Source organism: Flavobacterium polysaccharolyticum (assembly GCF_038739875.1).
GTDB classification, from domain to species: Bacteria; Bacteroidota; Bacteroidia; order Flavobacteriales; family Flavobacteriaceae; genus Flavobacterium; species Flavobacterium polysaccharolyticum.
In genome coordinates this window covers 51352-73149 of the sequence record NZ_JBCGDP010000004.1, presented here as the reverse complement: position 1 = coordinate 73149, position 21798 = coordinate 51352, and the positions used below count along the sequence as shown (strand labels likewise).

At 36.3% G+C, this 21798-nt stretch carries 20 protein-coding genes and 1 riboswitch; of the genes, 16 read left to right on the top strand and 4 right to left on the bottom strand.

The annotated features are described in order from the left end of the window. Positions 1-87: 87 nt before the first annotated feature. The 5 genes from WFZ86_RS05385 (at position 88) to WFZ86_RS05365 (ending at position 3910) form a co-directional block, all read left to right on the top strand. A complete protein-coding gene (locus tag WFZ86_RS05385; protein ID WP_342690983.1) occupies positions 88-513 on the top strand; it encodes an OsmC family protein in 426 nt (141 codons plus the stop codon). A 124-nt stretch (positions 514-637) separates the two neighbouring features. Further along, positions 638-1813 carry a trans-sulfuration enzyme family protein gene (locus WFZ86_RS05380; RefSeq protein ID WP_342690982.1) on the top strand — a complete coding sequence of 392 codons (1176 nt, stop codon included), beginning with the start codon at positions 638-640 and terminating at the stop codon, positions 1811-1813. A gap of 114 nt (positions 1814-1927) precedes the next feature. Continuing rightward, on the top strand, positions 1928-2527 hold the full coding sequence (locus WFZ86_RS05375) for a Uma2 family endonuclease (RefSeq protein ID WP_342690981.1): 600 nt from the start codon (positions 1928-1930) through the stop codon (positions 2525-2527). Positions 2528-2850: 323 nt separating this feature from the next. Next, positions 2851-3306 (top strand): alpha/beta hydrolase, encoded by a 456-nt coding sequence (locus WFZ86_RS05370; protein WP_342690980.1) that lies wholly within the window; start codon positions 2851-2853, stop codon positions 3304-3306. A 193-nt stretch (positions 3307-3499) separates the two neighbouring features. Next, entirely contained in the window at positions 3500-3910 is a 411-nt protein-coding gene (locus WFZ86_RS05365; protein ID WP_159687688.1) for an RrF2 family transcriptional regulator, read from the top strand. A 74-nt stretch (positions 3911-3984) separates the two neighbouring features. Here the strand turns inward: WFZ86_RS05365 and WFZ86_RS05360 are convergent, their stop codons facing one another. The 3 genes from WFZ86_RS05360 to WFZ86_RS05350 all read right to left on the bottom strand — a co-directional run bounded on the left by WFZ86_RS05360 (position 3985) and on the right by WFZ86_RS05350 (position 5235). Then, entirely contained in the window at positions 3985-4359 is a 375-nt protein-coding gene (locus WFZ86_RS05360) for a TM2 domain-containing protein (RefSeq protein WP_315174966.1), read from the bottom strand. Positions 4360-4543: 184 nt separating this feature from the next. Further along, complete coding sequence (locus WFZ86_RS05355; protein ID WP_315174964.1) at positions 4544-4858, bottom strand: DUF2752 domain-containing protein; 315 nt, start codon at positions 4856-4858, stop codon at positions 4544-4546. A gap of 2 nt (positions 4859-4860) precedes the next feature. Then, positions 4861-5235, bottom strand: coding sequence for a TM2 domain-containing protein (locus tag WFZ86_RS05350; protein WP_315174961.1), 375 nt, complete (start codon positions 5233-5235; stop codon positions 4861-4863). 55 nt (positions 5236-5290) lie between these two features. Here WFZ86_RS05350 and WFZ86_RS05345 point away from each other — a divergent pair, with 55 nt between their 5' ends. Further along, entirely contained in the window at positions 5291-6166 is an 876-nt protein-coding gene (locus WFZ86_RS05345) for a hypothetical protein (protein WP_342690979.1), read from the top strand. 318 nt (positions 6167-6484) lie between these two features. Here the strand turns inward: WFZ86_RS05345 and WFZ86_RS05340 are convergent, their stop codons facing one another. Beyond that, positions 6485-7267, bottom strand: a complete 783-nt coding sequence (locus WFZ86_RS05340; protein WP_159687685.1) for a sulfite exporter TauE/SafE family protein — start codon at positions 7265-7267, stop codon at positions 6485-6487. A 373-nt stretch (positions 7268-7640) separates the two neighbouring features. On the opposite strand from WFZ86_RS05340, the gene WFZ86_RS05335 reads away from it, so the two are divergent. From WFZ86_RS05335 to metH, 10 genes are all read left to right on the top strand, one after another. Next, positions 7641-8342 carry a phosphoadenylyl-sulfate reductase gene (locus tag WFZ86_RS05335; RefSeq protein ID WP_342690978.1) on the top strand — a complete coding sequence of 234 codons (702 nt, stop codon included), beginning with the start codon at positions 7641-7643 and terminating at the stop codon, positions 8340-8342. A 117-nt stretch (positions 8343-8459) separates the two neighbouring features. Further along, positions 8460-9359: a sulfate adenylyltransferase subunit CysD gene (gene cysD / locus WFZ86_RS05330; RefSeq protein WP_159687674.1), complete on the top strand. Its 900-nt coding sequence runs from the start codon at positions 8460-8462 to the stop codon at positions 9357-9359. 92 nt (positions 9360-9451) lie between these two features. Further along, positions 9452-10696, top strand: a complete 1245-nt coding sequence (locus WFZ86_RS05325; protein ID WP_342690977.1) for a sulfate adenylyltransferase subunit 1 — start codon at positions 9452-9454, stop codon at positions 10694-10696. A gap of 111 nt (positions 10697-10807) precedes the next feature. Continuing rightward, the gene (locus tag WFZ86_RS05320) at positions 10808-12898 is read left to right on the top strand and encodes a nitrite reductase (protein ID WP_342690976.1); all 2091 of its coding nucleotides are present in this window, start codon (positions 10808-10810) and stop codon (positions 12896-12898) included. A gap of 11 nt (positions 12899-12909) precedes the next feature. Further along, positions 12910-13731, top strand: a complete 822-nt coding sequence (cobA, locus tag WFZ86_RS05315; protein WP_342690975.1) for a uroporphyrinogen-III C-methyltransferase — start codon at positions 12910-12912, stop codon at positions 13729-13731. 285 nt (positions 13732-14016) lie between these two features. Next, entirely contained in the window at positions 14017-14598 is a 582-nt protein-coding gene (locus tag WFZ86_RS05310; protein ID WP_342690974.1) for a precorrin-2 dehydrogenase/sirohydrochlorin ferrochelatase family protein, read from the top strand. 236 nt (positions 14599-14834) lie between these two features. Then, positions 14835-15890: an NAD(P)/FAD-dependent oxidoreductase gene (locus WFZ86_RS05305; RefSeq protein ID WP_024981950.1), complete on the top strand. Its 1056-nt coding sequence runs from the start codon at positions 14835-14837 to the stop codon at positions 15888-15890. A 180-nt stretch (positions 15891-16070) separates the two neighbouring features. Beyond that, positions 16071-16178: riboswitch (SAM riboswitch) on the top strand. A 240-nt stretch (positions 16179-16418) separates the two neighbouring features. Continuing rightward, positions 16419-17420 carry a homocysteine S-methyltransferase family protein gene (locus tag WFZ86_RS05300; RefSeq protein ID WP_342690973.1) on the top strand — a complete coding sequence of 334 codons (1002 nt, stop codon included), beginning with the start codon at positions 16419-16421 and terminating at the stop codon, positions 17418-17420. 61 nt (positions 17421-17481) lie between these two features. After that, complete coding sequence (locus WFZ86_RS05295) at positions 17482-18642, top strand: leucine-rich repeat domain-containing protein (RefSeq protein WP_342690972.1); 1161 nt, start codon at positions 17482-17484, stop codon at positions 18640-18642. 445 nt (positions 18643-19087) lie between these two features. After that, positions 19088-21763 (top strand): methionine synthase, encoded by a 2676-nt coding sequence (gene metH / locus WFZ86_RS05290; protein WP_342690971.1) that lies wholly within the window; start codon positions 19088-19090, stop codon positions 21761-21763. The last annotated feature ends 35 nt before the right edge of the window (positions 21764-21798 follow it).

Genomic DNA, 21798 nt, shown 5'->3' with positions numbered 1-21798 from the left:
TGGAAGAATAATTTTATAATTTAAAAAAGACTTACCTCCAGTCTTATACTCCCTCCCTTTTTGGGGAGGGTTGGGGAGGGGATTATTATGAAAGTAATATTAAACAGAGTAAACGAAAATTTCCATTTCGAGTTAAAAAATGACAGAGGTCATCTAGTAAATGTAGATGCGCGTCCTGAATTTGGTGGAAATGATATGGGACCAAGTCCAATGGAATTAGTATTGATGGGTGTGGCAGGTTGTAGCGGCATCGATATGATTTCGATTTTGAAAAAACAACGTCAGCAAATCACCTCTTTTAAAGCTGAGGTAGAAGGAGAACGCGTACAAGTGGGCGAAGCCAAACCCTTCAAAGACATTCACGTAGTGTTTTATTTGGAAGGTGACATTATCCCCGAAAAAGCGGCTCGTGCGGCACAACTTTCTTTTGAGAAATATTGTTCTGTTTCCAAAACATTAGAACCAACCGCAACCATTCACTACAAAGTGGTTTTGAATGGAGAGGAATTATAAATTATTCAAGCAAAAAAAACACAGATTGCACAGATTTACACAGATTTGTCAGTTTGTTTTTGAAATTTAAAACAATAAGAATTTGTGCAAATTCGTGCAATTCGTGTTAAAAACAAAAAAATAAATGAACGAACAAGATTTTGGTTTTGAAACCCAAGCCATTCGCGGTCAGATTGAACGATCACAATATTTAGAGCATTCGGTGCCTTTATACTTAACTTCAAGTTTTGTATTTGAGGATGCCGAAGATATGAGAGCTTCATTTGCAGAAGAAAAAGAGCGCAATGTATACAGCCGCTACAGCAACCCAAACACCATTGAGTTTATTGATAAAATTTGCAAAATGGAAGGCGCTGAGGCTGGATTTGCTTTTGCATCAGGAATGGCTGCTATTTATTCTACGTTTGCAGCTTTACTGAAGTCGGGCGACCATATTGTTTCGTCGAGTAGTGTTTTTGGTGCTTCGCATTCTTTGTTTATGAATTATTTTCCAAAGTGGAATATTCAAACGACCTATTTTGATATCAATCAACCTGAAACTATAGAAAGCTTTATTCAGCCCAACACTAAGATTCTTTATGCGGAATCCCCAACGAACCCAGCCATTGATATCATTGATTTGGAAGTATTGGGTGCTATTGCCAAAAAACACAATTTGATTTTGATTATCGATAATTGTTTTGCTACGCCATACATTCAACAACCTATCAAATGGGGAGCGGATTTGGTGATTCATTCGGCTACCAAATTAATCGATGGACAAGGCAGAGTGTTAGGAGGAATTACCGTTGGAAGATCCGATTTGATTAAAGATATTTATCTTTTTTCTCGATTGACAGGACCTTCTTTGTCGCCATTTAACGCTTGGGTATTGTCTAAAAGTTTAGAAACTTTGGCGGTTCGTGTAGATAGACATTGTGAAAACGCTTTGAAAGTAGCTGAGTTTTTAGAAAATCATCCACAAGTTAATAAAGTGAAATATCCTTTCTTGAAATCGCATCCGCAATACGAAATTGCCAAAAAGCAAATGAAATTGGGCGGTAACATCGTGGCCTTCGAAATCAAAGGCGGACTAGAAGCAGGAAGAGCCTTTTTGGATAAAATAAAATTGTGTTCGTTATCGCCTAATTTGGGAGACACTAGAACTATTGTAACGCATCCAGCCTCAACCACACATAGTAAATTATCTGTAGAAGAGCGTTTGGCCGTAAGCATCACCGATGGTTTGGTGCGTGTTTCCGTGGGATTAGAAACCGTAGAAGATGTGATTGCTGATTTGAATCAGGCATTAGCCCCCTAACCCCCGAAGGGGGAATTCAAAAATTTTGAATTATAGTAATATACCACGGTTTCAGCCGTGGGTTATGTTTTGTGAAAGATTTTTTAATTAAATTTGTATTCCAAAGCTGTTAAAATGAGTACTATTGTTAATAACATCAATCAATTAGATCCTAAAGGAAGTTATACTTATGCTGATTATTTGCTATGGCAATTCTCGGAAAGGGTAGAGTTGATTAAGGGGAAAATCTTAAAAATGAGTCCAGCTCCTAGCAGGAATCATCAAGAAATTTCTTGGATAATTGCGAGACAGTTAGATAAAATTTTCCGCAAAACATCCTGTAAAATGTATACAGCCCCATTTGATGTTCGATTGGTAGATTTTAAAAACAGTAGTGATGATAGTCAGATAGTTTCTGTGGTTCAACCTGATTTATGTGTTATTTGTGATCATAATAAATTAGATGAAAAAGGATGTATTGGCGCTCCCGATTTGATCATCGAAATTCTTTCGCCAGGGAATTCCACAAAAGAAATGGATTTGAAATTTGATCTCTACCAAGAAAATAAAGTTAAAGAGTATTGGATAGTTAATCCTATGGAAAAAATGATTTTGATCTACGTTCTCGAAAACGATAGATTCGTAGGATTAAAACCGATTACAGAAAAAAGCCTCCTCCAAAGTGCCGTTTTTCCAAACTTAAAATTTAAGGCAAAAGTCGTTTTTGATCTTTAATAGTTTTATAACAATTTTAAACCCACGCTTTCGGCTGTGGGTTTTGTGGTTATAAAAGGGATATTATAGTAAAACGATTAATTTGGAGCAGAAAGATTTGGCTTTTTTGGAGGGAAAGTTCCCGCTGTCATTCCAATCTTTTTTGAGTCGAAAAAAGATCGACTCAAAAAAGGATTTTCCCTTCCATCGGGGCTAAAAGGAAAGATTTTGCATTTTTGTTATCATCCAAAATGGTAGAAATACTATTTATCGAATTCAGACGATAGAATAATTGAGTTTTGATTTGTTAAAAGTGTAAATTTGGTTTTTAACATTAAAAGTAAATGAAACCAAGATTAATCATTTTATCGGATTTGTGGGGAAAAGAAAAATCAGACTGGGTTTCCGATTATGTTGAACAATTGAAAGATAAATTCGAAATTCAATTTTATGATTGTTGCGAGTTGGGAGCAATCGACAGCACCAATTATACTGAAGAAAGTCTCCACATCCAATTTGTCAATGGCGGAATCGAAAAGGTGATTGAAAATCTTTTGGAAGCAGAGAAAAATCAGATTGATATTTTAGCCTTTAGTGTTGGTGGAACAATTGCTTGGAAAGCTGCTTTGAAGGGATTGGATATTCGAAATTTATTTGCCGTTTCATCAACAAGATTGCGCTTTGAGGAAGATATTCCTAATGGAGTAATTAAGCTTTATTATGGAGAAAATGACATCAATAAACCAAGCAACAATTGGTTTGAAAAGCATTCGATAAATTTTGAAATCATAAAAAAATAAGGGGCACAATTTTTATACTCAAAAAGCATTTGCTATTTCAATTTGCAACGAATTTTTAAATTAGATTCATTCAATTTGGTAACAAAAGGATAAAGTTTGTAGTTTCGTAAACATAATTTAAAGACGATTTGTTTCGATTCTAAAAAAATTAAACATCAGTCCCGATTACTATTGGGATTAATTCAAATTCATTATGCTTTCAAAAAAAACGAAATACGGAATCAAAGCCCTTACTTTTTTGGCACGACAAAAGGACAATACACCTGTGCAAATTGCCGAAATTGCTAAAGCAGAGCATATTTCTTTGAAGTTTTTGGAAAGCATTTTATTGCTTTTGCGTCATTCGGGTTTTTTGGGTGCCAAAAAAGGAAAAGGCGGCGGATACTATTTAATCAAAGAACCCAAAGACATCAATATGGCCAAAGTCTATCGCATACTCGAAGGACCAATTGCCTTATTGCCTTGTGCTAGTCACAATTTTTATGAACCCTGCGACGATTGCAATGACGAAGCCACTTGTGCCGTTCGTAAACTGATGATGGAAGTGCGTGACAATACCTTAATGATTCTGGAGAACAACACCTTGGCAGACATTGCTTTTTAAAGTATAAAAATGACTGCTTAGGCAGTCATTTTTATATAAAATTGTTTATGAGTGGTTTTTTTATAATGTTTTTATTATAAAGTTTTGGAGTAACTTCCTCCTTTAGGTTGTAAATCACCAGTAATAATTCTGATAAGATCAATCAATGTCCAAATTCCAAATACTCCCAAAGTGAGTAATTGAACAATACCTTGCCAAGTATAGCCAAGATAAAAACGATGTATTCCTAGTACTCCCACAAAAACACAAAGAATTAGTGCTGCAACTTGACTTTTGCCAGAACCAAGTATTGCTGGTGAAACAAGCTCTTCTTTTTCAGTTGCATTTGTAATGGTGGTTTGACTTGTCGTATTACTTGTTGCTCTATTTTCTACAGGAAATGAGGCGTAAGAGGTAAACGAAGAGATGAAAAATAATACAATCAGCGAAAATAAAAATTGTTTTCTCATAAAAGTTTTTATTAAAGATTATTTGATACAACTAATTAACAATAAATAACTTAGCTTCGCAATTTTTTTTACTTAATTTTAAAAAATTATTTTCGAATTGAAAACTAGATTTAATTCCTCAACTTTTTTTATTAAAAAAAAAGCACTCTATTTCTAGAGTGCTAGTAATGTTTTGAATAATGCATTAAGTAAGTCTACCTAATACACCAGGCATCTTTTTACCTTGTATTTCATAAATTGCTTTTGCCCATAATGGAACCAACATTGGCACAACAATAAAGACTAATTTATTGTAACTCCATGCTTTTTCAAATTCAAAATGAATAAAATGCATAGTTGCTTTTGTTAATCCACAGGCATAACATTGATAGTTTAGAAGCATTTTTGATAAACAAATACTATCTCCTTGATCAAAATAATTAGCTGGTAAAAATAATAGAATGAAAGGAGATATTATTGTAATAATGACTCTTATATAAAATACAGTAGTTTTAATCATCACTATAGCGTTTCGGTATAGTTACCGTTTTTTGGTTGAAGATCGCCAGTAATAATTCTAATTAAATCTATTAATGACCAAATACCACAACCGCCTAGTGTTAATAGTTGAACTATACCTTGCCAAGTATAGCCTAAGTAAAAACGATGAATTCCAATTCCCCCTATTAAAATAGCAAGAATTAAGGCTGTAACTTGGCTTTTGCCTGATGCAGCTGCAGCTGGAGATGAGAGTTCATCATCATCATTAGTAGATTTAGTAATTGTACTTTGAGTTGTCCCGTTTTTTGTTGCTTGCTCAACAGGGAATGATGCATACGTAGAAAACGATGTTATAAATAACAACGCAATCATTGATAATAAAAATTTTAGTTTCATAATTTAAATTAAAAAATTAAGGTTATACTTGCAAATATAAATTTAAATTTGATTTATGAGAAAAATATGTTTTTTAATTCTTCTATTTTTTTGTTTCAAAAATTATTCACAAAAAAGATTCGAGTTTTTTGGTGGTTTGAAGTTGAATGGAAATGATAAAACTTTAATAACCTATCGCTTGGTTTTTGAACTATCTAATAATAAAATAAATGGATATTCAATTACTGATTTGGGTGGTGATAATGAAACTAAAAACTCCATTTCAGGTACTTTTGATAATAAAAATAAGATTTTAGAATTTAAGGAAGATGATATTTTATACACAAAATCTACATTTTCAGAAAAGAGTTTTTGTTTTGTTAATTTTAGTGGAAAAGTGAAGCTTAATGACAAGGCAACCAAAATCGATGGTGATTTTACAGGGCTTTATAAAAATAAAAGAAAATGTATTAATGGTACAATTACATTAGTAGGATCAGAGAGAATTTATAAAGTACTTAATAAAGTAAATAATAAAATACAGAAGAGCAAGAAATTGGATGTTACTACTAAAGCAAAGGCTAATCCAATTAGTTTACTCGATAGCCTAAAAGTGAACAATTTAGTTAAAGATCAAAATTTAAATGTTTTTGTGAAGTCTGAATCAGTTGAAATAGAAATTTTTGATTCAGAAAATGAAGATGGAGATAAGATAAATTTATATCAAGATGATAGGATTATTATATCTAACTATACTATACTAAATACAAAGAAAAGAATCCCTTTGTTTCTTAGTAAAGGGAATCACATTTTTAAAATAGAAGCATTGAATCAAGGGGATAAAGGATTAAATACTGTGACTATTAAAATTGTTGATGGAGAAAGAACATTTGATTTAAAAACAAGTTTAAAGTCAAACGAAAAAGCAAGTATAACATTCTTGAAAAATTAATTTGGGATGCAGTCCTTGATAATTAAAATTTTTGATTAAAGAGGTACTATTTTTTTATTATCTTTTCTAGTTAAAGTGCTCTCTTTCATGAGTCTTTAAAATACTAAGCCACTTGCGCCGTTCGTAAACTGATGATGGAAGTGCGTGACAATACTTTAATGATTTTGGAGAACAACACTTTGGCAGACATTGCTTTTTAAAAATTAACCGCAAATTCACAAATTTTAAATGGTTTTAAAATTTGCGAATTTGCGGTTCTTTGTTATGTTTTCAGTTACCGTTTCGGTTCTAGAAAGTTTATTTAGTGGTGTGAGAGAATTAAAAAATTAATTTATATCCCACAAAAAACAACATTACTGCAATGGAGTTTCTAAGTAACAAGTCAGGAACTTTTCCACTGAGCATACTCCCGATGTAGATACCTGGAAGTGAGCCCATAAGTAATTGACCTAGTAATGGCCAATCCATATTACCCATCGATGCGTGCCCAAAGCCAGCCACTAGCGTTAAAGGAACGGCGTGTGCAATTTCGGTTCCAACTAATTTGGGTGTAGGTAAAAGAGGGTACAAGAAAAATAAAGTAACAGTACCTAAAGCTCCAGCTCCGATAGAAGTCAATGTTACTGTTGCGCCTAGCATCACTCCAATAGCAACCGTCAGTAAATTTTGAGTTTTGCTTTCACTGTGAAATTTATCTCCCGCGTGCTTTTGTGAAAACACTAATAATTTTTGTTTGAAAACAATTGCAATTGAGGTAAACAATAAAGCCCAGCCTAAACTGTATTTAATTATAGTATTCAATCCCGTAATATCTGCCTTAAAGCTTTCCAAAATCCACAAGGTTACAGCAGCGGCAGGTACACTTCCTAGCGAAAGCCAACCCACAATGGTCCAGTTGATGTTTTTCTTTTTGTTATGGACAAAAATCCCACCCATTTTGGTAAAAGCAGCATACAATAAATCGGTACCAACCGCTGTAGTAGGAGGAATACCAAACCATAACAAAATAGGAGTCATCAATGACCCACCGCCAACACCGGTCATTCCGACCACAAAACCTACGACTAAACCTGCAATTACAAATCCTATATGAAAATCCATTGAAACTTTTTTTTTGCAAATGTAAAACAATTTTATAATAATCCTATGGATTAAGTAGAACTAAATTTTTTCGGAGCACGAATTGTTCTTTTTCATCACGTCTCCTCCCGTGATTCGCTATATCTTTGTTACCGAACCCCGGCAACAAAGGATGCCGCTACTCCCGGGGCTATAACAGAAGTATATTTTTTCAATTCACTTTTTTATTCTTTTTATTACTCTTAAATCTTTTAATTGCTTAATTGACTGGGTTTTTTGATAAAAAACTCAGCCTTATTTTTTTTAAAATAAATTTTGTGTTTTAGAAAATAATAGTACTTTTGCAAAGTAATCTACAAAGCCGATAGGGTAATAGATTTTTAAATTAAAAAATATGAGTGCTTTACTAGTAGAAGAGTTAATACAAAAAACAGAAAAGCTTTCCATCGAGGAAACGCTAGCTTTTTTGGCTAATGAATTTCCAGAAAAAGTAGTTTTCTCAACTTCTTTTGGGCAAGAAGACCAGGTAATAACAGCTTTAATTGCAACAAACGAGTTGCCCATAAATATATTTACCCTTGATACTGGAAGATTGTTTCAAGAAACTTATGATGTTTTTCATAAGACGTTAAAGAAATACAAAGTGACTCTTCAGACTTTCTATCCAGAAACGAGTCAAGTAGAAAACTTGTTGAATACCAAAGGACCTAACAGTTTTTATGAATCGGTAGAAAATAGAAAAGAATGCTGTTTTATTCGAAAAGTGGTGCCATTGAAAAAAGCATTATCAGGGAATCAAATCTGGGTTACAGGTTTGAGAGCAGAGCAGTCAGAGAATAGAAGTGACTTAGCCTTTTTTGAATACGATGCCCATTTTGACATCATCAAATTCAATCCTTTGCTGAAGTGGAGTCTAAAAGAGGTTCAAGAATATATTGATACCAATAATGTGCCACAAAACGCATTGCATAAAAAAGGATTTGTGAGCATCGGTTGTGCACCTTGTACGAGAGCGATTGCCGAGGGAGAAGACATCAGAGCCGGGAGATGGTCTTGGGAATCCAGTCACAAAGAATGTGGGTTGCACCAAAAATAGAAGGCAGATTTTAGAAAATAGAATAAAGAGAATAGAAAAAACAATAATAGTGGTAAGATTTTAGTCGAGGTCACAACAACCTTACACTTTAAACTTTAAACTCTTAAACTAAAAATAATGAGTTCAGTATTAAAAACAAATGCTTTAGAAAGCGAAGCTATTTACATATTCAGAGAAGTAATTGCTCAATTTGACCGACCTGTTTTGCTTTTTTCGGGCGGGAAAGATTCGATTACCTTGGTGCGTTTGGCACAAAAAGCCTTTTTTCCAGCCAAAATTCCTTTTCCGTTGTTGCACGTGGATACGGGACATAATTTCCCAGAAACTATCGAGTTTAGAGATAAATTGGTGGCAGAATTAGGATTAGAATTAATCGTTCGCAATGTACAAGATGCTATTGATGAAGGTAAAGTAGTGGAAGAAACAGGAAAGTATTCTAGTAGAAATACGTTGCAAACCACCACACTTTTGGATGCAATCGAAGAATTTAAATTCGATGCTTGTATCGGTGGGGCCCGTAGAGACGAGGAAAAAGCCAGAGCCAAAGAGCGTATTTTCTCGGTTCGTGATGATTTTGGTCAATGGGATGAAAAAAACCAACGTCCTGAATTGTTTGATTTGTTGAATGGTAAAATTGAAAATGGTCAAAACGTACGTGTTTTTCCAATTTCAAACTGGACCGAATTGGATGTTTGGAGTTATATCGAACAAGAACAAATCGAGATTCCGTCGATTTATTTTTCACACAAAAGAAAAGTTTTTTTGAGAGACGGTTTAATTTGGTCACACTCTCCTTATGTGTACCAAGAAGAAGACGAACAAATCGAAGAACGAATTGTTCGCTTCAGAACCGTTGGTGATATGAGTTGTACTGCTGCAGTAGAGTCGTATGCCGCCACTATTGCTGAAGTAGTTGGAGAAATTCGTTCTTCCACCATTTCTGAAAGAGGTGCCAGAATCGATGACAAACGTTCGGAAGCCGCTATGGAAAAAAGAAAACAACAAGGGTACTTTTAGAATAGCAATTGAAAGATTTAAGGATTTAAAAATTAAAAGATGTAAGGAGGAAGTTAAACAACTTTAAACCTTAAACTTTAAACAAAAAATAAATGGAAGTTTTAAAAATAGCAACAGCAGGAAGTGTAGACGACGGAAAAAGTACGTTAATCGGAAGATTATTATACGATACACAATCCTTGACTACCGATAAAATTGAAGCAATAGAAAAAAGCAGCAAGCAAAAAGGATACGATTACCTAGATTTTTCTTTGGCGACCGATGGTTTGGTGGCCGAGAGAGAGCAAGGAATTACGATAGATGTAGCGCATATTTATTTTTCGACTGCCAAAAAAAGTTACATCATTGCCGATACACCAGGGCACGTAGAATATACTCGTAATATGGTAACAGGTGCTTCTACTTCTCAAGTATCTATCATTTTGATTGATGCTAGAAAAGGAGTAATTGAGCAAACGTACCGTCACTTTTTTATCAATAATTTATTGAGAGTGAAAGATGTGATTGTTGCCATCAACAAAATGGATTTGGTGGAGTATTCCGAAGAAGTTTTCAATAAAATCAAAGCTGATTTCCAAGCCTTAAATGCAAAAAGTGCCTACAAAGAACAAAACGTAAGTTACATTCCATTGAGCGCTTTGACAGGAGATAATGTGGTAGAAACTTTAGGGAAAATGCCTTGGTATACCGGACAGACTATTTTGCAGCATTTAGAAGGTTTAGAGCCCAAAGATATTTACGATAATGGACAAGCGCGTTTCCCAGTGCAAACCGTAATTCGTCCAAAAACGGAAGAGTACCACGATTTTAGAGGATACGCTGGAAAATTATACGGAAACAATATTAAGGTTGGCGATGCGGTAACGGTACTGCCTTCTTTGACGGAATCTACAGTGACGAATATTCACTTTTTCGACAAACAATTTGATGAGGCGAGCGTTGGTTCTTCCATCACAATCGAATTGGAAAATGACATAAATGTAACAAGAGGCGATATGATTGTAAAATCAAGCGAGCTTCCTAGAATTGAAAAAGACATCACAACAACCGTTTGTTGGATGGATAGCAAAAAATTAGTGGCAGGAGCAAAGTATTTTGTGCAACACAACACCAATAGAGTTTTGGCCAAAATAGACAGTGTGAAAAACGTAATCGCAACCGATTATTCTGGAGTAACACCAGCAACTCAATTGGCTATAAACGAAATTGGAGAAGTAACTATAAAATTGAGTAAAGCCATTTATTTTGACGCTTACAACGATAACAAATCAAATGGAGCTTTTATTTTAATTGATGCTGCAACCAACACCACGGCAGGCGTTGGGTTTATAAAATAGGCAAGTCCCTAACCCCCAAAGGGGAATAAGTGGGAATAGCAATAAAAAAACAATATTAACTAAATACTAGACTCGGCTCCCTCCCTTTTGGGGAGGGCTGGGGTGGGGCTTATGGAAAGTTTTAGAACAGAAATAGAGAATCCGATTGTCCAAAAGGATATTATCGATTTAGAAAGAAAAATTGCTTTATTCCGCGATGGGAAAATCGATGACGAACGTTTTCGTTCTCTTCGTTTAGCAAGAGGTGTATACGGTCAGCGTCAAGAAGGTGTACAAATGATTCGTATCAAATTGCCTTTTGGTAAAGTGACAAGCGAACAATTACACCGTATCTGTAAAGTTTCTGAAGAATATTCTACGGGACGTTTGCACATCACTACGCGTCAGGATATTCAAATTCATTACGTGAGTTTGGATAGAACACCACAACTTTGGGCTGAGCTAGAGAAAGATGATGTTACCCTAAGAGAAGCTTGCGGGAATACGGTTAGAAATATTACGGCAAGCGAAACTGCGGGTATCGACCCAGACGAACCTTTCGATGTGTCTCCATATGCACACGCACTATTCGAATTTTTCTTGAGAAATCCAGTGTGTCAAGAAATGGGGCGTAAATTCAAAATGTCTTTTTCTTCTTCTGATAAAGATACCGCTTTGAGCTATTTGCACGATTTAGGATTTATTCCAAAGATTGTAAATGGAGAAAAAGGATTCAAAGTAATGCTTGGCGGTGGACTAGGATCTCAACCCCATCACGCCGAATTATTATCTGAATTTATTCCTGCCAATCAAATCATTCCAACAACTGAAGGGGTTCTAAGAATTTTTGACCGTTTTGGCGAAAGGGCCAAACGATTGAAAGCGAGAATGAAGTTTTTGATTAAAGAAATTGGGAAAGAGGAATTTTTGCGTTTGGTCGATGAAGAGAAAAAAGCCCTTTCGCATCAAGTAGTTGAAATTGATACTACAGCTTTCGAAAAAGCCATTCCAACGCCAATATTGGATGCTCCACAAGTTGTGATTGATGATGTCGCTGCCTTCGAAGCTTGGAAAAAAGCCAATGTTATTCCGCAGAAACAAGCGGGTTACGTGGCTATCGGAATCAAAGTAGCTCTTGGCGATTTTTATATTGATAAAGCACGACAATTGGCTGATTTAATTAAGAAATATGCAACCAACGAATTGCGTTTTACGTTGCGTCAAGATATTTTAATTCGTCATATAAAAGAAGAAGCGCTGCCTTTCTTCTATCAAGAATTAGCCAAATTAGATTTTGTTGCCTTAGGATACAATAGCACCGCAGATATTACCGCTTGTCCTGGAACCGACACTTGTAATTTAGGAATCGCGAGTAGTACTGGAATTGCAGTAGAATTAGAAAGAGTTTTAGCGACAGAATATCCACACTATGCCAATTCAAACGAAATCACGATTAAGATTAGTGGTTGTATGAACGCTTGTGGGCAACACAATATGGCCGAAATTGGTTTCCAAGGAATGTCTATCAATGCAGGTAAACTGGTTGCGCCAGCTTTGCAAGTATTGTTAGGTGGAGGAAATTTAGGAAATGGACAAGGACGTTTTTCCGATAAAGTAATCAAGATTCCGAGTCGTCGTGGTCCAGAAGCCTTGCGATTGATTTTGAATGATTTTGAAGCCAATGCCAACGGACAGTCCTTTTTGAATTATTATGATGCTAAAGGAGAGAAATATTTCTATGAATTTTTGAAACCTTTGGCCGATGTGACCAATTTAACCGAAGCTGATTTTGTAGATTGGGGCAACGCTGATAATTATGTGAAAGCAGTTGGAGTGGGCGAATGTGCGGGAGTGGTAATCGATTTAGTAGCGACTTTATTATATGAAGCCAAAGATAAATTGACGTTTGCACAAGAAGCTTTCGAAGATCAAAAATGGTCGGATGCGATTTATTTGGCCTACGCTGGATTTGTAAATGGAGCCAAAGCTTTGTTATTAGCCGAAAACCAAAAGACAAACCATCACGCAGGAATCATCGATTTGTTTGATACTGTTTTTGTGGAAACGAATAAAATTCAATTAGTCACTTCTTTTAAAGAATTGGTTTATAAAATAAAAGAAAACGAACCATCTGAAGCTTTTGCCAAAGAATACATTGCGACAGCAACTGCGTTTTTTGAAACAATCGAAAAATACAGAGCAGAGGATTTGTCTAAAAATTAAAGAAGAATCAGATGAGTTATAAAATAACAAGTATCAGTTCTTCCTCCCTCCCTATTGGGGAGGGCCGGGGTGGGGCTCCTAAAGTAACCTTAGTGGGAGCAGGTCCTGGTGATCCAGATTTGTTAACCATAAAAGGAGTAAAAGCCTTGGCTGAAGCCAATGTCGTTTTGTATGATGCTTTGGCTAACGAAGAGTTAATGGAGTTTGCGCCAAAATCTTCAATCAAGATATTTGTAGGTAAACGCAAAGGAAGTCACGCCTATTCGCAGGAGCAAATCAATCAGTTAATTGTTGATAATGCCTTGACTTACGGTCACGTTGTTCGATTAAAAGGAGGTGACCCCTTTATTTTTGGACGTGGAAGTGAAGAAATTGAGCACGCTGAAAGCTTTGGAATTCCTACCTTTGTCGTTCCAGGTATTTCATCATCAATTGCAGTTCCTGCTTATCAAGGGATTTCGTTGACAAAACGTGGTGTATCTGAGAGTTTTTGGGTAATTACTGGCACAACATCGGCTAGAAAATTATCAGATGATGTTCAGCTAGCTGCCAAATCAACGGCAACAGTGGTGATTTTAATGGGAATGAGTAAATTGGCTCAAATCGTGGCGCTATTTCAAGAGGAAAGCAAAGGTGAAACGCCGATTGCCATCATTCAAAACGGAACGACTCCAGAAGAAAGAATTGGAGTAGGAACGATTGATACTATAGAAGCTGTTGTAGCAACGCATAATTTGAGCAATCCCGCCATCATTGTAATTGGCGAAGTGGTAAAAGAAAGCAACAAATTAAAGGGATTTTACGAGGAATTCATTTCGAAAGAAATACGATAAATAAAAGTTCCATAGGAATAATTAATTGAATAGCGTCGGGTTTTAACCAGATGAAGTTAAAAGGATTTTACGAAGAATTCATTTCGAAAGAAATTCGATAAACAAAAGTTCCGAAGGAACAAATAATTGAATAGCGTCGGGTTTTAACCCGATGAAAATTAAAAGGTTTTTACGAGTAATTCATTTCGAAAGAAATTAAGTAACCTTTGATTTTGATACAATAAAATAATAATTTAAAACGACTCTACTCCCCTTTCCTTTGGAGAGGGGCTGGGGGTGAGGCTTATGGAAAGAAACGAATTATATCCCGTGTTTTTAAAACTACATCAATTAAATGTTTTGATTGTAGGTGGCGGAAATGTGGGTTTAGAAAAGTTATCTTTTATGTTGAAATCAAGCCCAAATGCGAATGTCGAAGTAGTCGCACCGCGATTTCTTCCCGAGTTGGAAGCCTTGGCCGAAAAACATGCATCAGTAAAATTAACGCCGAAAAAATTCAATCGTTGGATGCTTCGAAAGCGTAATTTAGTAATAGCTTGCACGGATGATTTGAAGGTGAACAAACGCGTGTATGATTTATCCAGAAAGCGTTATTTGATTTGTAATATTGCCGATACTCCCGATTTATGCGATTATTATTTGGGCGGAATTGTGACCAAAGGCAATGTGAAAATCGCCATTTCAACGAACGGAAAATCACCGACAACCGCCAAGCGATTGCGTGAATTTTTTGAAGAGGTCATTCCAGAAGATGTGAATAAAATGGTCGAAAATCTGAATGAATATCGTAAAACGTTGAAAGGTAATTTTGAAGAAAAAGTGCAACGTATGAATGAAATCACCGAGACGTTGAAAAACAAGGGATAAGTTCTGTAGGAACGTATAATTTTATAGCGTCGGGTTTCAACCCGATGCAACGTATGAATGAAATCACCGAGGCATTAAAATATAATAAATAATACGCATAGGGACAGGTCGTGACCTGTCCACCATCACAATAAAAAAAATACCCAAGTGATATTTATCACGAATCCTCAAATGAATTAATCGTTTATTTGAACAGTTTTAAAAAAAAAAGAAGTAATAAGTATAAATAAAAAAAAATGGTTAAAACAGATATATTAATAATAGGAGCAGGACCAACAGGGCTTTTTGCCGTTTTCGAAGCAGGATTATTAAAATTAAAATGTCATATTTTGGATGCCTTGCCACAGCCAGGCGGACAATTATCAGAATTGTATCCTAAGAAACCTATTTATGATATTCCAGGATTTCCAGAAGTACTAGCTGGAGATTTGGTGGATAATTTAATGGAACAAATCAAACAATTCGAGCCAGGATTTACCCTTGGAGAACGTGCCGAAACCATCGAAAAACAAGAAGATGGTAGCTTTATTGTAACCTCTAATAAAGGGAAAAAATTCCACGCTCCAGTTATTGCTATTGCAGGAGGCTTAGGAAGTTTTGAACCAAGAAAACCTTTAATCGAAGACATTGAGTTTTACGAAGACAAGGGAATTAAATACTTTATCAAGAATCCAGAAAAATTCCGTGATAAGAGAGTCGTGATTGCTGGTGGTGGAGATTCTGCTTTAGACTGGAGTATTTTCTTGTCGAATGTAGCATCAGAGGTAACTTTGATTCACCGTCGTAACGAATTCCGTGGCGCATTAGATTCTGTAGAGAAAGTACAAGAATTAAAATCTGCTGGAAAAATCAGATTGATAACTCCAGGAGAAGTAGTGGGCTTAAATGGTGCCGAACACATCGAATCTGTAGTGGTAGAAGACGACAAAGGCGCTAAGCAAACCATCGCTACCGACTATTTTATTCCACTTTTCGGATTGACTCCAAAATTAGGACCTATCGGCGATTGGGGATTAGAAATCGAAAAAAACGCCATCAAAGTTAACAATGCTTTAGATTATCAAACCAACATTCCTGGGATTTTCGCCATTGGTGACGTAAACACCTATCCAGGCAAATTAAAATTGATTCTTTGCGGATTCCACGAAGCCACTTTAATGTGTCAAGCGGCTTACCAAATTATCAATCCAGGTAAAAAATATGTGATGAAATACACCACCGTTTCAGGTGTAGACGGCTTCGATGGTACTCGTAAAGAAGCTCCAAAAGCAGTGGTGAAAGCTATTGTATAGTTTCGTTTTTTCCGTTTAAAGGTTTAAATTGTTTAAAAGTTTAAGTGAAGCGTCAATTCGGCGACAATCTTAAACAACTTTAAACAATTTAAACCTTTTTTTAAACTTTTAAACTTCTAAAAAAACACTTGCAATTGTTAGCGTTATGTCGTTACTTTGCACCGTTCCTATTTTTATTGAAAGTTATCACGAAAGGCGGAGGGAAAAGACCCGATGAAACCTTAGCAACCCTTTACTTTTTTAAAGAAGGTGCTACATTCTACCAAGCATAGCGCGGATAGATAACAACAAAATACAGTTTCGTATTTTTTCAAACCCCTTTCCCGATACATTTTTTAATAATTGAATGAGCGCATCATTGCCGCTTTTTTGGCATCAACGTTCCCGCTATCCGTTACAATCTTGTATGCCGAACCCCGGCACACAAGGATTTACACTGCTATCGGGGCTAAAGAGCCTCAAATAGTGAATATTTGGAAATAATAATAAAGCTTTGCGCCCTTGCGACTTAGCGGTTTAAAATAAAGTATGTCAACAATACAAGAAGAAATTAAAAAAAGAATTCTCGTGCTCGACGGAGCGATGGGAACGATGTTGCAACGCTACAATTTCTCCGAAGAAGATTTTCGTGGCGAACGATTCAAAGATTTTCCGCATCCGTTAAAAGGGAACAATGATTTATTGTCTCTCACGCAACCACAGGCCATCAAAGCCGTGCACGCCGCCTATTTTGAGGCAGGAGCCGATATTGTAGAAACTAACACCTTCTCAGGAACCACCATCGGAATGGCCGATTATCATTTGGAGGATTTGGTATACGAACTCAACTACGAATCCGCTAAACTAGCCCGTGAAGTAGCCGATGAATTCACTGCCAAAAATCCTGACCAACCGCGTTTTGTAGCGGGTTCCATTGGACCCACGAACAGAACCGCGAGTATGTCACCCGATGTGAATGACCCAGGATATCGTGCCGTAACTTTTGATGATTTACGTATCGCTTACAAACAACAAGTCGAAGCCTTGTTAGATGGAGGTTCTGACATTCTTTTGGTAGAAACCATTTTCGATACCTTGAATGCCAAAGCCGCACTTTTTGCCATCGAAGAAGTCAAAGAAGAACGCAACATCGATGTGCCTATTATGGTTTCAGGAACCATCACCGATGCTTCAGGAAGAACTCTTTCTGGACAAACCGTTGAGGCTTTCTTGATTTCGGTTTCGCACATTCCGTTGTTGAGTGTAGGATTCAATTGCGCTTTGGGTGCCGATTTGCTCAAGCCTTATTTGCAAACTTTGTCGCATAATACTTCTTTCAATATTTCGGCGCATCCTAATGCAGGTTTGCCGAATGCCTTTGGAGAATACGACGAAACACCTGAGGAAATGCAAGCGCAAATTCGTTCTTATTTAGAAGATAATTTAATCAACATCATAGGAGGCTGCTGCGGCACCACCCCAGAACACATCAAATTAATAGCCAATATCGCTAAGGAGTATAAGCCGAGGGTTTCGACGGCGGTGATGTAACTTCGGTTTGATGAAAGTTTTAAAGGTTTATAAATTAATTATTTTAAATGTAGGGTAATAAATGAATTTTAAATTGTTTTTTAAAGGTTTTTTGGTTTGTTTGAGTTTTTTTGTTTTTAGTTGTTCCGATTCGAGTGACGATTCTGGGAATATTATTTCAGACAAAGATTGTAATAAAATAGTGACTATTCCAGATGTAAATTTTAAAACAAAATTATTGTCAGCTGTTGCAGACTTAAATAATGGTATTGCTTCTAATTTAGAGGGGTTTGTTTGTAAGATTGATGCAAATGGAGATGGAATTATTCAAGTTTGCGAAGCAGAAAATATTAGTGCTCTTAGTTTGGAAAATGCAAATATTTCTTCACTAGAGGGATTACTTTATTTTCGTAACCTTAAATCTTTGTCGATTAGAGGAAACAAAGTTAAATCCTTAGACCTTTCAAGTTTAAAAAAATTAAAGTTTGTTAATGTTGATAATAATGAAATTACTGATTTAAATGTTAAAGGGCTAACTAATTTAAAGGAACTTACTTGTAATAATAATCTATTAACAACTTTGAACGTAAGTTCTTTACCAGTACTTGAAACGCTTTATTTTCATTTTAATAAAATCAGTGATTTAAACATAAGTAATTCCAATAATATAGTTGATTTAAGAGGTTACTATAATATATTGACTAAAATAGAAGTAAAGCAATTAAAGAATTTGCAAATTTTGTATTTGTTTAACAATCAATTAACTTCACTAGACGTTAATAATTTAGTGAATTTACACTCTTTAAAATGTTCTTCCAATAACTTGACTTATTTAGATGCATCAAATTGTACAAGTTTATTAGACCTTTATTGTGATTTTAATTTATTAGAAAATTTAAATGTAACGAATTGTGTAAAGCTTAATTCTTTTGATTTCACTAAGAATAATCTAAAAAGTATCGATTTGAAAGGTTTGAAGTCATTAAATAATTTACAAGTATCCAATAATTTATTAACTAGTTTGGATGTTAGGGATTGCCCCTTGTTAGATAATTTAGGTATTTATAATATGCCTGATTTACAATCCTTAGTTATAAAGAACGGTAGTAATTTGATAAATTATTTTATATCAAACACTCCCAAACTTAATTCAATTTGTTGCGATGCGTCTGAATTATCTCAAATTCAAAATCAAGTGAATTTGAATGGTTATAATTGTATAATAACCACTAATTGTTTTTAGAATAATATCCTCAGCTCGAGCGAGCGTCATGCTCGTGCACATACTTTAGGCAGGAAAATATTTTTAAGAAAAAGAATAAGCACGAGCGGGACGCTCGCGCTCACAGCATAAAAGTTCCATAGGAACGATCCATTTTGTAGCAACGGATTTTAATCCGTTGGATGTAAGAGGAAAATTCATTCCGTTGTGAATTATAAAAACGGAATCGTTTCATTGAAATAAAAATGGGTTGAATAGCACAATGCCCGCGTGAGGGATAATAGCGGCATTCTTTTGTGCAGCGATAGCGGAACAAAAGATATAGCGGATAGCCCGGCCCTTGGGACACGCCCAAAATAAAAAGAAAACCCAGTTAAGTTTTGAAGACGAGCTGGAGATAAAATATAGAATAGAAAATCACTTAGTAACTAAGCTACTTAGCAACTGAGTAACTCAAAATAAAGAAATGGCAGAAAAAAGAAGAAACCTAGTATTATCAGGATTGGAACCCTTAATCATCACGCCCGATAGCGTATTTGTGAATGTGGGGGAACGAACCAATGTGACGGGTTCGCGAAAATTTCTTCGATTGATAAAGGAAGAGAAATACGATGAGGCGCTTGATATTGCGCGCCAACAAGTTGAAGGTGGCGCACAGATTATAGATGTTAATATGGACGAAGGGATGTTGGATGGCGAATATGCTATGACCAAATTCCTGAATTTGATTGCGGCCGAACCAGATATTTCGCGTGTGCCGATTATGATTGACAGCTCGAAATGGGAAATTATTGAGGCGGGTTTGAAAGTGGTGCAGGGGAAATGTGTCGTGAATTCGATTTCATTGAAAGAAGGTGAGGAGCGATTCATTCATCACGCGAACTTAATCAAACGTTATGGTGCGGCTGTGATTGTGATGGCTTTTGACGAAGTGGGTCAGGCCGATAATTACGAAAGACGTATTGAAATTTGTCAACGTTCGTATGATATTTTGTTGGGAATTGGATTTCCACCACAAGATATCATCTTCGATTTGAATATTTTCCCCGTAGCAACAGGGATGGAAGAACATCGCTTGAATGCTTTGGATTTCTTTAGAGGAACCAAATGGGTTCGCGAAAATTTACCGCACGCCCACATTAGTGGTGGAGTGAGTAATGTGTCGTTTTCGTTTAGAGGAAACGATGTGGTGAGAGAGGCGATGCATTCGGTTTTCTTGTATCACGGTATCCAACACGGAATGACGATGGGAATTGTAAATCCCGAAATGTTGACGATTTATGATGAGATTCCAAAAGATTTATTAGAACACGTTGAAGATGTGATTCTGGACCGTCGCGATGATGCTACAGAGCGTTTGTTGGACTTTGCAGAAAATGTAAAAGGAGACGGTTCTAAAACAAATGAAGCGGTAATACAAGAATGGCGTAATGGAACGGTGCAAGAAAGAATCACGCACTCTTTGGTAAAAGGAGTGGATGCTTTTATAGAAATTGATGTGGAAGAAGCACGTTTGGCTGCCGAAAAACCAATCGAAGTAATCGAAATCAACTTGATGGCAGGGATGAATGTCGTGGGAGATTTGTTTGGTTCGGGTAAAATGTTTTTGCCACAAGTGGTAAAATCGGCACGTGTAATGAAAAAAGCCGTGGCTTATCTTTTACCTTTTATTGAAGCGGCCAAGCAAGTTGGAGACAAATCTGGGAACGGAAAAATCCTTATGGCTACTGTAAAAGGGGACGTACACGATATTGGTAAAAATATTGTTTCAGTCGTATTGGCTTGTAATAATTATGAGATAGTTGATTTGGGTGTGATGGTGCCTCCAGAAAAAATTATCGCAGCAGCTATTGAGCACGAGGTAGATATTATTGGTTTGAGTGGATTGATTACGCCGTCTTTGGACGAAATGGTGTATTTAGCCAAAGAGTTGGACAAACGAAATATGAAAATCCCTGTAATGATTGGTGGAGCCACTACATCGCGTGCGCATACCGCGGTGAAAATCGCGCCTCAATACAGAGAAACAGTCATTCACGTTAACGATGCTTCGAGAGCGGTGACCGTAGCGGGTAATTTATTGGACCATAACCGAAAAATTTATGCGAGCGATATTCGTGCAGAATACGATGCGTTTAGAGAAACATTCTTGAATCGTTCACGAGATAAAAATTTCTTGTCTATCGAGGAAGCCAGAAAAAATAAATTGCAATTGGATTGGGATAATTTTACTCCTGTACAACCCAAAGTAATTGGCAAACAAATCGTAGAAGTCGATTTAGAAACTTTGGTGCCTTATATCGATTGGACTCCGTTTTTTAGAACTTGGGAATTATTCGGGAAGTATCCTGCAATTTTAACGGATGAAGTAGTGGGTGAACAAGCCACTTCGGTTTTTGCAGATGCACAAGCAATGTTGAAAGTGATTTTGGAGGAGAAAAAGTTAACGGCAAAAGGCGTTTACGGAATTTTTCCTGCGAATCAAATCAATGATGATGATATTGAGTTGAGAGATGAAAACGGGAATCCATTGCAAACATTCTTGACTTTGCGCCAGCAAGCTCAAAAAACCAAAGGAGCGCCAAACATCGCTTTGTCTGATTTTATTGCGCCAAAAGATAGTGGTAAAGTGGATTATATGGGAGCTTTTTGTGTGACTACTGGTTTTGGAGTAGACGAATGGGCTGCCGAGTTTGAGGCAGCATTAGACGATTATAATTCGATTATGGTGAAGGCCTTGGCCGACCGTTTTGCAGAAGCTTTTGCTGAATATTTACACGAGAAAGTCCGTAAAGAGATTTGGGGCTATGCTGCTGATGAGGTGTTGAGTAAAGAAGACTTGATTGAAGAATCGTATAAAGGAATTCGACCAGCACCAGGTTATCCAGCTTGTCCAGACCATTTAGAGAAGCCGACTATCTGGAAATTATTAAATGTTGAAGAAGAAATCGGTGTGACTTTGACGGAAAGTATGGCGATGTGGCCAGCTTCATCCGTTTCTGGTTACTATTTTGGAAATCCTGAGAGCAAGTATTTCGGACTTGGTAAAATCAAAGAAGACCAAGTAATTGATTATGCCAAACGAAGAAATGTTTCGACCGATGTAGCAATGAAATGGTTGAATCCGAATATAGCTGATTAAAAGCCCCCTAACCCCGAAGGGGGAATAGAAAGGCT

What these genes read in the sequence shown, in the direction of transcription:
- WFZ86_RS05310 (WP_342690974.1), top strand. Translation starts at nt 14,017, where the DNA reads ATGGAAAGAAACGAATTATATCCCGTGTTTTTAAAACTACATCAATTA.
- cysD (WP_159687674.1), top strand. Translation starts at nt 8,460, where the DNA reads ATGAGTTCAGTATTAAAAACAAATGCTTTAGAAAGCGAAGCTATTTAC.
- WFZ86_RS05370 (WP_342690980.1), top strand. Translation starts at nt 2,851, where the DNA reads ATGAAACCAAGATTAATCATTTTATCGGATTTGTGGGGAAAAGAAAAA.
- WFZ86_RS05335 (WP_342690978.1), top strand. Translation starts at nt 7,641, where the DNA reads ATGAGTGCTTTACTAGTAGAAGAGTTAATACAAAAAACAGAAAAGCTT.
- WFZ86_RS05385 (WP_342690983.1), top strand. Translation starts at nt 88, where the DNA reads ATGAAAGTAATATTAAACAGAGTAAACGAAAATTTCCATTTCGAGTTA.
- WFZ86_RS05325 (WP_342690977.1), top strand. Translation starts at nt 9,452, where the DNA reads ATGGAAGTTTTAAAAATAGCAACAGCAGGAAGTGTAGACGACGGAAAA.
- WFZ86_RS05340 (WP_159687685.1), bottom strand. Translation starts at nt 7,267, where the DNA reads ATGGATTTTCATATAGGATTTGTAATTGCAGGTTTAGTCGTAGGTTTT.
- WFZ86_RS05300 (WP_342690973.1), top strand. Translation starts at nt 16,419, where the DNA reads ATGTCAACAATACAAGAAGAAATTAAAAAAAGAATTCTCGTGCTCGAC.
- WFZ86_RS05305 (WP_024981950.1), top strand. Translation starts at nt 14,835, where the DNA reads ATGGTTAAAACAGATATATTAATAATAGGAGCAGGACCAACAGGGCTT.
- WFZ86_RS05375 (WP_342690981.1), top strand. Translation starts at nt 1,928, where the DNA reads ATGAGTACTATTGTTAATAACATCAATCAATTAGATCCTAAAGGAAGT.
- WFZ86_RS05355 (WP_315174964.1), bottom strand. Translation starts at nt 4,858, where the DNA reads ATGATTAAAACTACTGTATTTTATATAAGAGTCATTATTACAATAATA.
- metH (WP_342690971.1), top strand. Translation starts at nt 19,088, where the DNA reads ATGGCAGAAAAAAGAAGAAACCTAGTATTATCAGGATTGGAACCCTTA.
- WFZ86_RS05380 (WP_342690982.1), top strand. Translation starts at nt 638, where the DNA reads ATGAACGAACAAGATTTTGGTTTTGAAACCCAAGCCATTCGCGGTCAG.
- WFZ86_RS05365 (WP_159687688.1), top strand. Translation starts at nt 3,500, where the DNA reads ATGCTTTCAAAAAAAACGAAATACGGAATCAAAGCCCTTACTTTTTTG.
- WFZ86_RS05320 (WP_342690976.1), top strand. Translation starts at nt 10,808, where the DNA reads ATGGAAAGTTTTAGAACAGAAATAGAGAATCCGATTGTCCAAAAGGAT.
- WFZ86_RS05295 (WP_342690972.1), top strand. Translation starts at nt 17,482, where the DNA reads ATGAATTTTAAATTGTTTTTTAAAGGTTTTTTGGTTTGTTTGAGTTTT.
- WFZ86_RS05350 (WP_315174961.1), bottom strand. Translation starts at nt 5,235, where the DNA reads ATGAAACTAAAATTTTTATTATCAATGATTGCGTTGTTATTTATAACA.
- cobA (WP_342690975.1), top strand. Translation starts at nt 12,910, where the DNA reads ATGAGTTATAAAATAACAAGTATCAGTTCTTCCTCCCTCCCTATTGGG.
- WFZ86_RS05345 (WP_342690979.1), top strand. Translation starts at nt 5,291, where the DNA reads ATGAGAAAAATATGTTTTTTAATTCTTCTATTTTTTTGTTTCAAAAAT.
- WFZ86_RS05360 (WP_315174966.1), bottom strand. Translation starts at nt 4,359, where the DNA reads ATGAGAAAACAATTTTTATTTTCGCTGATTGTATTATTTTTCATCTCT.